This is a genomic window from Vibrio sp. Vb1127 (genome assembly GCF_033338735.1).
GTDB classification, from domain to species: Bacteria; Pseudomonadota; Gammaproteobacteria; order Enterobacterales; family Vibrionaceae; genus Vibrio; species Vibrio alginolyticus.
This window is the reverse complement of sequence record NZ_JAWOTF010000007.1, coordinates 136441-150193: the sequence shown is the minus strand read 5'-3', so window position 1 is coordinate 150193 and position 13753 is coordinate 136441. Positions and strand designations below refer to the sequence as shown.

The following is a 13753-nucleotide window of genomic DNA, read 5'->3' as shown; positions in this document are numbered from 1 at the left end:
CCATATTCAGAGTGGAGGCTAATTTGTATTTGTGTATTCGCTTCGTTCTATTTTTTGCGACGATTTCGGTTCTTATACACCACGCAAAAGTTACCACGCTTGGTACGACACTTTGAGCAACGTTCACAATCTACTGGTGCGCGATTGCCTTCTTTCCAACGTTTGATCAACTGTGGCTCAGCCAATAAAGGGCGTGACACAGCAAAAAATTGGATACCTGTGTTTTCTGCAATTTTCTCAATCGCATCAATGTCGCTCAGCCCGCCGACAGTAATCACCGGTATGCTAACGTCCTGACTGATCACGTGACCATATTCGTGAAAGTAACCTTCTTCTTGTAGTGTGTAACCATCGAACGTTTGACCAACAAGTTCGTTTGCTTTGCCGTGAATATTGCCAGATACGATGATCGCATCAACGCCTACTTCTTCAAGTTTCTTACTGACGACGCGAGTTTCATCGAACGTTAAACCGCCGTCAAAGAACTCTGTTGCCGTCAGTTTAACGAGGATGGGAAATTCGCTTCCAACCAGCTTTCTGGTTTCAGAATAAATTTCTAAAAGAAAGCGCATGCGATTTTCTAAGTCACCGCCATATTCGTCTTCTCGACGATTATAGTACGGGCTTAAAAACTGGTTAATTAAATAAGTGTGCGCCGCATGAATCTCTACGCCGTCAAAACCAGCGTCTTGAGCACGTTTACTCGCCAATGCGAATGCCTTTACGATGTAGTCTATTTCGTCCTTTGTCATCGCTTTGCCTTGCGTATTTGTACCACGCTCAGGCACGTCACTCGGAGCGAAGATGACACGCTCACCGACGTTATGGGTGGTTTTGGTGCCACCGTAAGCAATTTGCATCACGATTTTAGAATCTAGTTGATGTACTAGCTCTGTTAGCTTTTTGTATTCTTCAATAAAAGAGTCGTTGTAGATCCCCATCATACCTGCGTTGGGTTTCTCTTCTTCAACGATATTGGCATAACCCGTGACAATAAGCCCAACTTCCCCTTTCGCAAGCGTTTCGTAAATATCGTAAAGCTTTGCCGTCATGTGACCATCTTCGGTCGCCATGTTCTCCCACGTTGCGCTTCGCACAAAACGGTTCTTTAGGGTCATGTTGCCAATGCGGGCTTCGGAAAACAAAATGCTCAAAACCAGTCCTCTTAAAGTTGTCTTTATGTTTTATCTTTTCGCAAGTAAACAAGAACGAAAAAGGAACAGCGATACACGATGTATGGCTGTTCCTTCTCTGAATCCTTGAGACCTGCAAACTACAGGCGCACCTTAATGCCTCGGAGACGACAAAACTTTAATCTGGGTTAAGGTTTAGTGAGTTTTTAGATTATGTAAATGGATGATTCTTAATCGTGTTCATTTCACTGGAGTTAAGATGCTTCGTCACCCACTTTCAGTCGTAAAGCTTTTGTATTTCGCTAGCTGGTGATTCAACTCAAACATTCACATTGTTAGTTTGTATGCTGCTATCGGAACTAGCACTACCCCAAATGTTTACATTACAAACTATCGATATTGAATTCTCATATGGCAAATAGAGTTATTGCGCTGTTTATACTTTTTGGCTTAATCGTCGCTATCTCTTGGCATTATTACGCGTCAGCGGAAACACGCGACCCACTATGTTTTACACACTGGTTGTTTTTGCTTTTAGATATGAATACGTGATAGTGAAGCTAGAGGAGGAACAGGAAAAACAGTGAAAATAAAGGACAATAGAAAGTGAAATGACCTTACTTCTAGGTAAGGTCATTCATGCATTCAGCAGCAAAAGATATTAGCGCGTAGCAAACGCTTAGGTTTGGTTATTACAGAGCTAGAGGAATCAACTCGACGCCAAGCACACCACTGATCCCCATCACCACTAGCAGTGAGACTTTAAACACCGACTTTGACCAAGCGATGTAGTTGTTGTCATCAATGCTGCGAAAGGTCACTTTCGTCCACATAAAGCAAACAACCGCTGCAACTGCTAAGTATTCATACCCGGCTTCACCTAGTAAAAATAACCCCAATGATGCTGCTCCAAAAGCCACGACATACGCTTTCATGTGTCGATGCGCTTTATGAATGCCTTCTTTAACTGGCAATACGGGAATCCCGGCTTCTCGGTAGTCTTGCATGCGGAACATGGCAATGGCATACGAGTGCGGCATTTGCCAGAGACAGAACATGGTAAAGAGTAAAATCGCTTCCAAGCTAATGAAGTTTGTTACCGCCAAGTAACCCACCAATGGCGGAACTGCGCCTGAGATACTTCCCACTAAGGTTCCATACACCGAGTTACGTTTGTACCACATCGTGTAAAAGAACACGTAATACACGTAGCCAAGCAACACGACGACAGCGGATAGTGGGTTTACTCGGATAAATAACAGTGCGGTTCCTACCAGCAATAATGCAAGTGCATAAACAAACGCAATATCGATATTGATGTTGCCTTTCACTGTTTCACGATTTCGTGTACGTGCCATCTTTTGGTCGATATCACGATCGAAAATATTATTCACCACACAACCTGAAGCGATGACTAACCCAACACCAACTAACGTCGTAACGAACAACATTAGACTGGCTGGTTCTGTTTTTGCGGCGAGGAAGAACCCCGCCGCAACAGAAATCAGGTTGCCGAAAATAATGCCCGGTTTAGTGATAGACAAATAACTTTTCAGCATACCTTGGCCTACAACTTCATGTTGACGTTCATGTTGTAGATGATCCATACCGAGCCAGCGATAAGGATAAGTACAACAATGGCGGTAAACATCAGTGATACAAGGTTCCAACGTCCGTCGGATGTTTTTGTTTCCATGTGCAAGAAGTATTTAAAGTGAACAAATATCTGCACTAATGCACATCCAAATAGAATCGCATAGGCCGTTGTATCTGGTAATGATTTCGTCCAAACAAAGTAGAACGGAATTACCGTCAGAATCAGTGAGGCAATAAAGCCTTTCACGTAATCTGACGAACTGGTTTCTACATGTTGATCCATTACATTACCCCCAGTAAGTAAACGATGGTAAAGACACAAATCCAAACGATATCTAGAAAGTGCCAGAATAGGCTTAAGCAGTTAAAGCGCATTGACATATTGTCGTTCAGACCTTTCGTCGACAGTTGATGATACGTTACCGCTAACCAAATCAGACCAAAGGTTACGTGCAGGCCGTGCGTACCAACCAACGTAAAGAATGCCGATAGGAATGCACTTGTTTGTGGCCCATAGCCTTCTTCAATCAGGTGATGGAACTCATAGACCTCCATACAGATAAAGCCAAGACCAAGCGCGAACGTGACTAACATCCAACGTTTGAGACCAGCAACGTTGTTGCGCTTCATCGCGATAATGCCAAAACCAAATGTGATACTGCTAAACAGCAGTAGCATGGTTTCGACAAACACAAATGGGAGTTCGAAAATGTCTTTACCTGTTGGGCCCGCAATTGAATTGCTCGACAACACAGCGTATGTCGCGAACAAGGTCGCAAACAGTACACAGTCACTCATCAGGTAAACCCAGAAGCCAAATAGCTTGTTGCCATTCGTGTCATGGTGGTGATCATGGTCGTGATGTGCTGCGATATTAGTTTGCATACGTCACCTCCAGATCATCTTTACTTTCGCTGTCTTTCACTGAGTTTTTCTTCGCTTCTTCAAGCTGAGCTCGACGTTCGGCCTCAATTGCTTTGATCTCTTCAACTTCCACGTAGTAATCCACATCATCGTTATAGCTATGCTGAATACACGTCACGATAATACCGACCAAACTTGCCGCCGCTAGCCACCAGATGTACCAAATCATGCCGAAGCCAAATAGGAGCGACCAAGCCGACACGTAGATGCCTGTTGCCGTGTTTTTTGGCATATGAATACGTTCGTATTCCACTTCTTTATTTGGATCGAACTCGCCACTTTGTTTCTGGTACCAGAAGGCATCCAGCACATCACCTTTTGGTAGGTGCGCAAAGTTGTAGAACGGCGGTGGAGACGATGTTGCCCACTCAAGAGTACGACCACCCCACGGGTCACCAGTTAGATCACGGTTTTGCTCGCGGTCACGGATACTCACGTAAATTTGGATGAACTGAGACAATACGCCCAGCGCAATCACAACCGTACCTGCTGCAGCAATCGACAACAGTGGGAAGTATTCTGGGTTGATGTCTTGGCTTAAACGACGAGTCATCCCCATGAAGCCCAGCGCGTAAAGCGGTAAGAACGCCATTAAGAAACCAATAATCCAAAGATAGAACGCGCGTTTGCCCCAAGTTTCATTCATGGTGAAACCGGTCGCTTTCGGGAACCAGTAAGTGATCGCAGCGAAACATCCAAACACCACACCACCGATGATAACGTTGTGGAAGTGAGCGATAAGGAATACTGAGTTATGCAGAACGAAATCTGCGCCCGGAACAGCCATTAGTACGCCCGTCATACCACCAACAGTAAAGGTGATAAGGAAGCCCACCGTCCACATCATTGGCGTCGTAAAGCGGATGCGGCCTTTGTACATCGTGAATAGCCAGTTGAAGATCTTCACCCCAGTTGGGATAGAAATGATCATCGTGGCAATACCGAAGAAGGCATTTACGTTCGCGCCAGACCCCATCGTAAAGAAGTGGTGTAGCCAAACGACAAAGGCAAGAATCGTGATAACTACGGTAGCCCAAACTAGCGATGTGTAACCGAACAACTTTTTACGTGAGAAGGTTGCGGTGACTTCTGAGAACACACCAAAAATTGGCAAAATCAAGATGTACACTTCTGGGTGACCCCAAGCCCAAATCAGGTTGACGTACATCATTACGTTGCCGCCAAGATCATTGGTAAAGAAGTGCATGCCTAGGTATCTATCCAGCGTAAGCAGAGCGATAGTCACCGTTAGGATTGGGAATGAAATGATGATCAAAATGTTTGCACACAGAGACGCCCAAGTGAAAACTGGCATCTTCATCATTGGCATAGACGGTGTACGCATACGCAAAATGGTCGCGAAGAAGTTCACGCCTGTTAACGTCGTACCAACACCTGATATCTGCAGCGCCCAAATCCAATAGTCGACCCCGACTCCTGGGCTAGCCTCAATACCTGAAAGCGGCGGATACGCCAACCAGCCGGTACGACCAAATTCACCTAAGCCGAGAGACATGTTTGTTAGGATGACACCTACAACAAACAGCCAGAAGCTCAAGTTATTCAGATACGGGAAAGCTACGTCACGCGCACCAATCTGCAGTGGCACGATGATGTTCATCAGACCAATGACCAATGGCATCGCTACGAAGAAGATCATGATCACGCCATGGGCAGTAAAAATTTGATCGTAGTGATGCGGTGGTAAGTAACCTGCTTCACCCGCAGAAGAAAGGAGTTGCTGACTACGCATCATGACTGCGTCAGCAAAACCACGAACAAGCATCACCATCGCTACTGCGATGTACATGAAGCCAAGTTTTTTATGGTCTACTGAAGTAAACCATTCATTCCACAAATATTGCCACTTTCCGGCTTTGGTCACCGCGTAAACTACGGCTAAACCAACCAGCGCCACAACCGCTAGGGTGATGACGATAATAGGTTCGTGGAATGGAACTGAATCAAGAGTTAATCTTCCAAACATTACGATTATCCTTGGTTTTCAGGCAAACAGTTCATTGAACCAGGATGCTGAGTCACAACGTCGGTGAACAAGAACGGAGGAACGCTAGAGAACAAAGTGACTGGCTCTGCGATACTTGGCGCTGCCAGTGAGCTGTATTGCTCCCAATCTTCAATACGATCAGGGCTCGCCTTCACTTTCTGCACCCAATTTAGGAACGCAGCACGATCAGACATTGCTGAAGCTGTGAACTTCATTTGCGAAAAGCCTTCGCCGCTGTAATTCGATGCAAAACCCTTGTAGTCACCTTCGTGGTTCGCTATCAGGTTGAGCTTGGTTACCATGCCTGGCATCGCGTAGATCTGTGTACCTAAGCGAGGGATGAAAAAAGCGTTCATGATGTTGTCCGAAGTCAGTTTGAACTGCACTGGCACGTCTTTCGGGAACGCCACATAGTTCACCGTCGCAATGTTTTCTTCTGGATAAATGAACAACCATTTCCAATCGAGTGACACCACTTCGATGGTCATTGGTTTAACATCACTTTCCAAAGGTTTGGATGGCTCTAGTTCATGAGTCGAACGCCATGTGATCGTCGCAAGAATCGCAATGATGATGATTGGAATTGTCCATACCACCACTTCGATTTTGGTCGAGTGTGACCACTCGGGTGCGTACTCTTCTTCAGTGTTAGAGGCGCGGTATCGGTAAGCGAAGTAAATCGTCATTAAAATCACAGGGATTACAACGATCAACATCAGCAAAAGAGCAGTAATAATTAACTCTTTTTCTTGCACACCAATGGCACCTTTGGGGTCAAGTAAAGCTGAATTACATCCTGAGAGCATAAGTATGACGGACGCCAAACTTCCCCTCGACAAGATGCGTTTATATCTTGAGGCTTCCATTAACTTTCTCGATGGTTGTCTGGTTTCAAAGCAGATGCCAATCAAAGTAAATAAAAGCTCACAAATAGCGCAGAGGTAATGTATGAGAACAAGAAAAAACTTCGATAAGTAGTTATTCTACTTACAATTTTTCAACTTCGTCATCAAGCATTTAACCAGCTAGAATGAACCGTTATTTGCTACGATACGATTGGTATCAAGCCAAGAACCAGTTGTTATAGTCATTAGAATGTTTATGTGTTGAGCATGAGTAACGTCGGGCTCAGAGCGAAACAAAACGGAATTGAGTGGAGATCAAAACCACACTCTTAGTGTGAGTTTATTGTTACACTTTGAAACACTATGTTACATTTGGCGCATTATGAGGAGTAAAAAGTTAAAGCTCATTAGCCACAACTGGAAACTAACCTTCCATTAATGGAAGTTACACACTTTAAATCGAATATTAACCTCAACACGAATTTCTCGTGCTTCAACAATTAATTATTTAAAAACAAATAGTTGAAACTTAAAATTGATGAGACTGACTATCAACTTCATTTACGCAGATAGCCTTAATCAGAAGCGGAAACTAAAAAACCAAAAGTGTGATAAGAATCAAATTAATGATTTCACTTAATATTTGAGTGGTATTTACATCTCTTTATTGGATTGTGAGAAATCATTCTCAAGGTAAATCCAAACATAAGTTGTAAATACATTTGGGTTGCGCAGAATTAGCACTCCACAACATAGAAAATGTTGAAATGGAAAGAGACTTATTATTCAGGTCTATCAGAGCCTTATTTCAGTGTTCACTTACATACGAATGCCGCCATCCACTTCTAAAACCCTGCCAGTAAAGTAATCACTCTCAATAATGTATTTTACTGCATGCGCGATTTCGCTTGTTTCGCCCATCCTGCCAACTGGGATCATCTTTTCTAATCGCTCTATGGCTTCGGGTTTCATTTGCTCTGCCATCGCGGTATGAACTACACCTGGTGCAACCGCCGCCGCGCGAATACCGTATCTTGCGAGCTCACGAGCCCATGTTGTCGCCATGGTCGCGACCGCCGCTTTTGACGCAGAATAATTGGTTTGTCCGATATTCCCAGCTCTCGCAACACTAGAAATATTGATGATAACGCCTTGGGAGCCACTCTCAATCATCTTGACGGCAGCTTCACGCCCACACAAAAACGTTCCTGTCACGTTAACGTTCATGACCAAGTTGAATTGATCCAAAGACATCTTACTGATCACGCCATCTTTTGCTTTTACAAGTAACCCATCTCTTAACACGCCAGCGTTATTGACTAAGCCATTGAGTTGACCAAAATCTTGGATAATCGCTTCAAACGTGGTTTCAACGTCGATTTCGTTGGTGACATCCACTTGATATGTCAACGCTTTCGCACTCAGCATTCGACACTGCTCTTGTGTTTCCATTAAGCCACTGGCGTTTACATCCAATAACGCTAAATCAGCGCCAGCTTGAGCAAGGGTAATGGCCATCATTTGCCCAAGCCCCTGCCCTGCTCCTGTAATGGCAATAACACTACTTTTTATGTCCATATTGGTGCACTCCATAGCTCGTAATGTTCTCTATCTCAACCAGTCTAAGTTGACCGAAATGATGCGCATTTTATGTCACCATCTCGGGCTGGTTTGTCACAAAACTCGGTCTAGCCTTTCTTACTCTTGTATAACTCAAATAAGCTTGAGAAATCGAGCTCGCCGTGGCCGCTCGCGTTGTGGAAAGAATATAAGTTGCGCGCTAACGACCCCATCGGAACCGAAGAATGTGTTTGTAACGCCGCATCTAACCCCAAGCCGAGATCTTTTAGCATGAGTTTGCTCATAAAGCCCGGTTGGTAATCGTGACTGGCTGGCGCACTGTCCATCACGCCTGGGCAAGGATTGTAAAGCTCCAATGCCCAATTTCGGCCAGAGCTTTGCAGCATGATGTTTGATAGCACTTTTGGATCGAGTCCATGATCGATACCTAGGTTTAATGCCTCGCACGTACCAGACATTAAAATGCCGAGCATGAGGTTGTTACAGATTTTCGCCATTTGACCATCGCCTGCTTTGCCAGCATGGAAAACATTTTTTCCCATATACTGCAAAATCGCATTGGCTTTAGAAAACGCTTGATCCGAACCACCAACAATAAAGGTTAATGTCGCCGCTTTAGCGCCAGCAACGCCCCCCGAAACGGGTGCGTCGACAAACAACACGCGTTTATTTGCCGCTTCATTGGCGACTAATCGCGCGGAGTCCGGATCAATGGTTGAACAATCAATCATCAAGGTACTTGGCGAGACAAGATTGAGGACACCTACGCCACCGTGTAAGTCACCAAGATACACGGAACGAACGTGAGACCCTGCTGGTAGCATCGTGATGACTGTGCTAGCACCATCTACTACCTCTTCGATAGAGCTCGCCACCACCGCACCAAAAGGTACTAGTTGCTTTGCGGCTTCGCTATCGACATCGAATACTTGCACGTTAAATCCAGACGCGAGTAAGTTTTGCGCCATAGGATGCCCCATTCTTCCTAAACCGATAAATGCGATGGTACTCATGATCATTCTCCTTATTGACCTAGTGTTTGTTCACCCAAATTAGCAAGCGGATGCTCGTTATCTGACCAAAGAGAGGTAAACAAAGTATCGATAACATCTTCATCGACTTCACTGACACTGTTAAATATCCAGCTCGGCTCGCCATCCCGGTCAATGAGCCGAGAACGGACGCCCTCTTTAAACTCACCTAATAAGGCACTGCGAACCGACAAACTCAACTCTAAACGGAAGCAATCTGCAAGCGGTAAGCTGTGGTACTCTTTCACTTGTCTAAAGCAAATATGCGCGGTGATCGGACTGCCCGATGCGAACGTTTGTTTCGCGTTTTCTATCCACTGACTGTTCCCGTCGATAGCCATGATTCGCTGTGCTATCGTATTAAGATCAAAGCCTTTGCACGCTTCCTCTATCTGATCTAAGTATGGACAAATTTGCGTGGTTGGTTTGCTATCAATAACCTGTTCTTCCATTAATTGTAGTAGCGCAGTTACCAACTCTTTCGCATCTTCTTTCCCCCACTGGAGCCGCTTTAGCTCATCCAGTAAGGTGGGATACTGCTCTTCCAACAGTAACCAATCGGCCAAACCAATAGTGACAGCGTCACTTGAGTTCACCATGGAACCTGTCAATCCGAGGAATAAACCCACTTGCGGATCTATCTGGCTTAAAAACCACGTACCTCCCACATCAGGATACAGTCCAATATTGATTTCTGGCATAGCAAGGCGTGATGTTGTTGTCACAACTTTATGGCTGGTTCCCATAAAAAGCCCCATCCCACCACCCATTACAATACCTTCTCCCCAACCGATAATAGGCTTGTTGTAAGTGTGAATGAGATAGTCACACTCATACTCCAACGAGAAATAGTCCGTACAGAACTCTACGATTTTTTCTTTACTCTCGTTATGCATGACGTGATACATAGCTCGAACATCGCCACCAGCACAGAATGCTTTTTCTCCAGCGCCAGTGAGTACCACACAAGTCACATGCGGATCGTCTTGCCACTTGATAAGCTGATCGTTAAGTTGGACTAACATGTCATACGTCAATGCATTCAATGAAGCGGTGTTGTCTAACGTTGCGATACCAATGCGGTGCACGCCATCTAAGCACTCTATTTCACTGATGGTTACCATCCCTGCCATGTGGCCTCCTATCGGTTTTTCCATTGCGGTGGGCGTTTTTCTAAAAAGGCGCGAACACCCTCAACTTGATCTTCCGCATCAAAAAGATTCAGAAACAACTCTCGCTCTTTCATGAAGCCGTGCTTAAGTGGCGCAGAGCGCATATTTTGAATGAGCGCCTTACATGCGGCGACAGAAGATGGCGACTGGTTCGCAACAGATTCAGCAAGCTCTAGCGCTTTACTTAAAGCTTCGCCTTTGGGAACCAACTCCTCAACTAGGCCTAGTTCTTTTGCTTTGTCAGCGCTGACTTGCTCTCCACATAAAATGATGCGCTTTGCCCAGCCTTCCCCCACTAACGCTGTGAGGTTTTGGGTACCACCAGCACAGGGCAAAAGTCCGACTTTGGCTTCTGGTAAAGCAAGTACCGCTTGCTCTTCAACGACTCGAATGTCACAAGCTAATGCCACTTCTAACCCTCCGCCCATGGCGTAACCATTAATGGCGGCAATGGAAACACCACGGAATTCCGAGAGCGTTTCAAAGGCTTCACCAAAGCATCGCGCCATGTCTAACGCAACCGCTTTGTCACCATCAGAAAATAGCTTGAGATCCGCACCAGCAGAGAAAAACTTTTCTCCACTGCCGGTTAAAACCAGTGCGTAGACCTGCTTATCATTGTTAAGTGTGAGTATCAGCGACTTCAGTACCTTGAGGCTCTCTGCTGTCCACGTATTGGCTGGCGGGTTGTTCATCGTCACCACCGCAACGTGATTAGTGATCGTATGTTGAATGGCTTCTTGTGTTAATGGCATATCTGAATCCTTTCTCAATGAGCAAATCCAATACTTCGCTACAGCAAGGCCGATTCCTCAGAGAGCAAACGGCGCGCGATGATCAAGCGCATGATTTCGTTTGTCCCCTCCAGAATTTGATGCACACGCACATCTCTGAAATGACGCTCCATTGGATACTCTTTGATGTAGCCATAGCCGCCATAAAGCTGCAGCGCTTGGTCGCAAACCTGAAAGCCCACATCGGTTGCGAACCGTTTTGCCATTGCGCAATAAGCCGTGGCACCGGGGTCATTTCGGTCGAGTTTACTGGCGGCATAGCGCACTAACTGCCGAGCAGCCACTAGATCTGTCGCCATGTCTGCTAATTTGAATTGTAAGGCTTGAAACTGCGCAAGCGACTTGCCGAACTGCTTACGTTCTTGAATGTACCGTGCCGCCTGATTAAGGGCCTGTTGAGCCGTACCGACGGAACAGGTCGCAATATTTATACGCCCTCCATCAAGCCCTTTCATCGCAAAGACAAAACCTTGCCCTTCTTCGCCCAGTAAATGGCTAGCTGGAATAACGACATTTTCAAAAGTAACCGCTCGTGTTGGTTGGCTGTTCCAACCCATTTTGGGTTCTTTGCGCCCATAGCTGATACCATCTGCGTGAGCAGGAACAACAAATGCAGACACGCCTTTGGCACCCGCTTCTCCGGTTCTCGCCATCACGACCAAAACATCTGTCTCTCCCGCGCCAGAGATAAAGGTTTTGCCGCCGTTGATGACATACTTATCTCCCTTTTTTGTAGCGGAAGTGGTCAGTGCAGCGGCGTCTGATCCTGCGTTGGGTTCGGTTAAGCAATAGGAGCCTAACCACTCCCCCGTAACTAATTTCGGACAGAACTGCGTTTTGGCTTCATCGGTAGCAAAACTGGCTATCATCCAACTCACCATATTGTGGATAGTCATGAAAGCGGTCGTCGACGTACAGCCCATTGAGAGTTGTTCAAAGATAATTGACGCATCCAAACGGCTTAACCCTAAGCCGCCATGTTCTTCTGGTGTGTAGAGACTGAGAAACCCCAGTTCCCCCGCCTCTCTCAATACGTCCTTGGGGAAGATCTGCTTTTCATCCCATTCCGCCGCCATCGGTGCTAAACGCTCATCGGCAAATTGTTGAGCGGTATCGGCAAATGCACGTTGATCTTCATTAAGTTCAAAGTCCATAAAAGCTCCTTTTATTCACTCAGCGCAGTTGGATGGTCAGATTGGGCCCCGTCGGAATATCGTCATCAAACCAACGTGCCGTCACCGTTTTAGTCTCGGTATAAAAACGTACCGCTTGTTTACCATACGCATGTAAATCACCATAGAAACTGCCTCTCCAACCAGTAAAGGAGAAAAATGGTAAAGGAACTGGAATAGGCACATTGATCCCAACCTGACCGACTTGAATGTCATGCTGATATTTTCTCGCAGCAGCGCCATTAGCGGTAAATATAGAAGTTCCGTTGCCGTAAGGGTTGCGATTCACTAACTCAATAGCTTCTTGCAACGTTTCGACTTCCATACAAACTAAGACAGGGCCAAATATCTCTTGCGTGTAAATCGACATGTTCGCTGTTACACCGCTAAACAAGGTTGGGCCAATCCAGTTTCCATCGGGAAAGCCTTCCACTTCACACTGACTGCCATCGAGTTCACACACTGCGCCTTGTTGTTTGCCATCTTCAATTAGGTCCAATACGCGTTGTTTAGCTTGCTCACTGATCAGTGGGCCATAAGCAGCTTGCTCATCGTCCCAAGGCCCTGGGTGTACTTTCGCCATTGCCTGTTTGAGGTCTGTAATCCATTGTTTTGAATCGCCGACAAATACCGCAACAGAAATTGCCATACAACGCTGCCCCGCAGCCCCTACGGAGGCTCCGATTAGGTTATTCACCACTTGATCTTTGTTTGCATCAGGCATGATCACCATGTGATTCTTTGCACCAGCAAAAGCTTGAACCCGTTTAAAATGTTTAGTCCCTGTGGTGTAGATATAACGGGCAACGGGAACCGAGCCAACAAATGACACCGCTCGAATATCAGGATGAGCCAGAAGAAAGTCGACTTGCTCTTTGCGGCCATGAACGATCTGCAACACTCCTTTCGGCGCGCCAGCTTGCTCAAATAATTCAGCTAAACGAATAGAGGTCAATGGCACTTGTTCGGAGGGTTTAAGCACAAATGTATTGCCCGCAGCGATAGCGATTGGGAACATCCACAACGGAATCATGGCAGGAAAGTTAAATGGCGTAATGCCGCAACAAACACCTAGGGGCTGAATCATTGAGTAACTATCAATATCCGTGGCAACGTTTTCGACGGTTTCGCCCATCATGTTGCTAGCAATGTTTGCCGCCTGCTCAACCACCTCGATACCACGCCACACATCGCCTTTAGCATCCGCTAAAATCTTACCCGTTTCATGAGAAAGCAGTGTGGCAAGCTCATCATGATGCTCTTTGAGCAAGTGCTGATAACGAAGCATGACTCTGGCACGCTCGGATACTGCCACTTCCTTCCAGGATTGGAATGTCTCTTTCGCATTATCAATGGCAGCTTCCATCTCGTGCTCTGTGGAACATGGAACGTACGCAATGACATCATTAGTGGCAGGATTGGTTACCTCAACCCAATCCGATGTTTGAGATTCACGAAACTCGCCACCAATAAACAAGGGAACCAAACGAGTCATCA

The 13753-nt window shown here is 45.8% G+C and carries 12 protein-coding genes; all 12 read right to left on the bottom strand.

Annotated elements, in window-relative coordinates; translation table 11 throughout:
• Window positions 1-47 precede the first annotated feature (47 nt).
• Window positions 48-1154, bottom strand: a complete 1107-nt coding sequence (locus R7H07_RS12045; RefSeq protein ID WP_170897001.1) for an NADH:flavin oxidoreductase — start codon at window positions 1152-1154, stop codon at window positions 48-50.
• 671 nt (window positions 1155-1825) lie between these two features.
• Window positions 1826-2740 (bottom strand): heme o synthase, encoded by a 915-nt coding sequence (gene cyoE, locus R7H07_RS12040; protein WP_033906955.1) that lies wholly within the window; start codon window positions 2738-2740, stop codon window positions 1826-1828.
• Complete coding sequence (gene cyoD / locus R7H07_RS12035; protein WP_033906954.1) at window positions 2701-3012, bottom strand: cytochrome o ubiquinol oxidase subunit IV; 312 nt, start codon at window positions 3010-3012, stop codon at window positions 2701-2703. Before cyoD ends, cyoE begins: the two co-directional genes overlap by 40 nt.
• A complete protein-coding gene (gene cyoC / locus R7H07_RS12030; protein ID WP_065275371.1) occupies window positions 3012-3614 on the bottom strand; it encodes a cytochrome o ubiquinol oxidase subunit III in 603 nt (200 codons plus the stop codon). The genes cyoD and cyoC overlap by 1 nt, the downstream gene beginning before the upstream one ends.
• Window positions 3604-5640 (bottom strand): cytochrome o ubiquinol oxidase subunit I, encoded by a 2037-nt coding sequence (gene cyoB, locus R7H07_RS12025; RefSeq protein WP_033906952.1) that lies wholly within the window; start codon window positions 5638-5640, stop codon window positions 3604-3606. Before cyoB ends, cyoC begins: the two co-directional genes overlap by 11 nt.
• 5 nt (window positions 5641-5645) lie before the next feature.
• Entirely contained in the window at window positions 5646-6527 is an 882-nt protein-coding gene (gene cyoA / locus R7H07_RS12020) for a ubiquinol oxidase subunit II (protein ID WP_005388604.1), read from the bottom strand.
• Between the two features lie 798 nt (window positions 6528-7325).
• Window positions 7326-8084, bottom strand: a complete 759-nt coding sequence (locus R7H07_RS12015) for an SDR family oxidoreductase (protein ID WP_005375778.1) — start codon at window positions 8082-8084, stop codon at window positions 7326-7328.
• A gap of 110 nt (window positions 8085-8194) precedes the next feature.
• On the bottom strand, window positions 8195-9100 hold the full coding sequence (gene mmsB / locus R7H07_RS12010) for a 3-hydroxyisobutyrate dehydrogenase (RefSeq protein ID WP_005375775.1): 906 nt from the start codon (window positions 9098-9100) through the stop codon (window positions 8195-8197).
• Between the two features lie 11 nt (window positions 9101-9111).
• Window positions 9112-10251, bottom strand: coding sequence for an enoyl-CoA hydratase/isomerase family protein (locus tag R7H07_RS12005; protein WP_064354636.1), 1140 nt, complete (start codon window positions 10249-10251; stop codon window positions 9112-9114).
• 8 nt (window positions 10252-10259) lie between these two features.
• Window positions 10260-11045: an enoyl-CoA hydratase gene (locus tag R7H07_RS12000; RefSeq protein ID WP_206958919.1), complete on the bottom strand. Its 786-nt coding sequence runs from the start codon at window positions 11043-11045 to the stop codon at window positions 10260-10262.
• A 38-nt stretch (window positions 11046-11083) separates the two neighbouring features.
• Window positions 11084-12238 (bottom strand): acyl-CoA dehydrogenase family protein, encoded by a 1155-nt coding sequence (locus tag R7H07_RS11995; RefSeq protein ID WP_064354634.1) that lies wholly within the window; start codon window positions 12236-12238, stop codon window positions 11084-11086.
• Between the two features lie 19 nt (window positions 12239-12257).
• Window positions 12258-13751: a CoA-acylating methylmalonate-semialdehyde dehydrogenase gene (locus R7H07_RS11990; protein WP_064354633.1), complete on the bottom strand. Its 1494-nt coding sequence runs from the start codon at window positions 13749-13751 to the stop codon at window positions 12258-12260.
• Between the last annotated feature and the right edge of the window lie 2 nt (window positions 13752-13753).

Excerpts from the sequence above, each read along its gene's own strand:
- cyoE (WP_033906955.1), bottom strand. The coding sequence starts at position 2,740 with ATGGATCATCTACAACATGAACGTCAACATGAAGTTGTAGGCCAAGGT.
- cyoD (WP_033906954.1), bottom strand. The coding sequence starts at position 3,012 with ATGGATCAACATGTAGAAACCAGTTCGTCAGATTACGTGAAAGGCTTT.
- cyoC (WP_065275371.1), bottom strand. The coding sequence starts at position 3,614 with ATGCAAACTAATATCGCAGCACATCACGACCATGATCACCACCATGAC.
- cyoB (WP_033906952.1), bottom strand. The coding sequence starts at position 5,640 with ATGTTTGGAAGATTAACTCTTGATTCAGTTCCATTCCACGAACCTATT.
- cyoA (WP_005388604.1), bottom strand. The coding sequence starts at position 6,527 with ATGGAAGCCTCAAGATATAAACGCATCTTGTCGAGGGGAAGTTTGGCG.
- R7H07_RS12015 (WP_005375778.1), bottom strand. The coding sequence starts at position 8,084 with ATGGACATAAAAAGTAGTGTTATTGCCATTACAGGAGCAGGGCAGGGG.
- mmsB (WP_005375775.1), bottom strand. The coding sequence starts at position 9,100 with ATGAGTACCATCGCATTTATCGGTTTAGGAAGAATGGGGCATCCTATG.
- R7H07_RS12005 (WP_064354636.1), bottom strand. The coding sequence starts at position 10,251 with ATGGCAGGGATGGTAACCATCAGTGAAATAGAGTGCTTAGATGGCGTG.
- R7H07_RS12000 (WP_206958919.1), bottom strand. The coding sequence starts at position 11,045 with ATGCCATTAACACAAGAAGCCATTCAACATACGATCACTAATCACGTT.
- R7H07_RS11995 (WP_064354634.1), bottom strand. The coding sequence starts at position 12,238 with ATGGACTTTGAACTTAATGAAGATCAACGTGCATTTGCCGATACCGCT.
- R7H07_RS11990 (WP_064354633.1), bottom strand. The coding sequence starts at position 13,751 with ATGACTCGTTTGGTTCCCTTGTTTATTGGTGGCGAGTTTCGTGAATCT.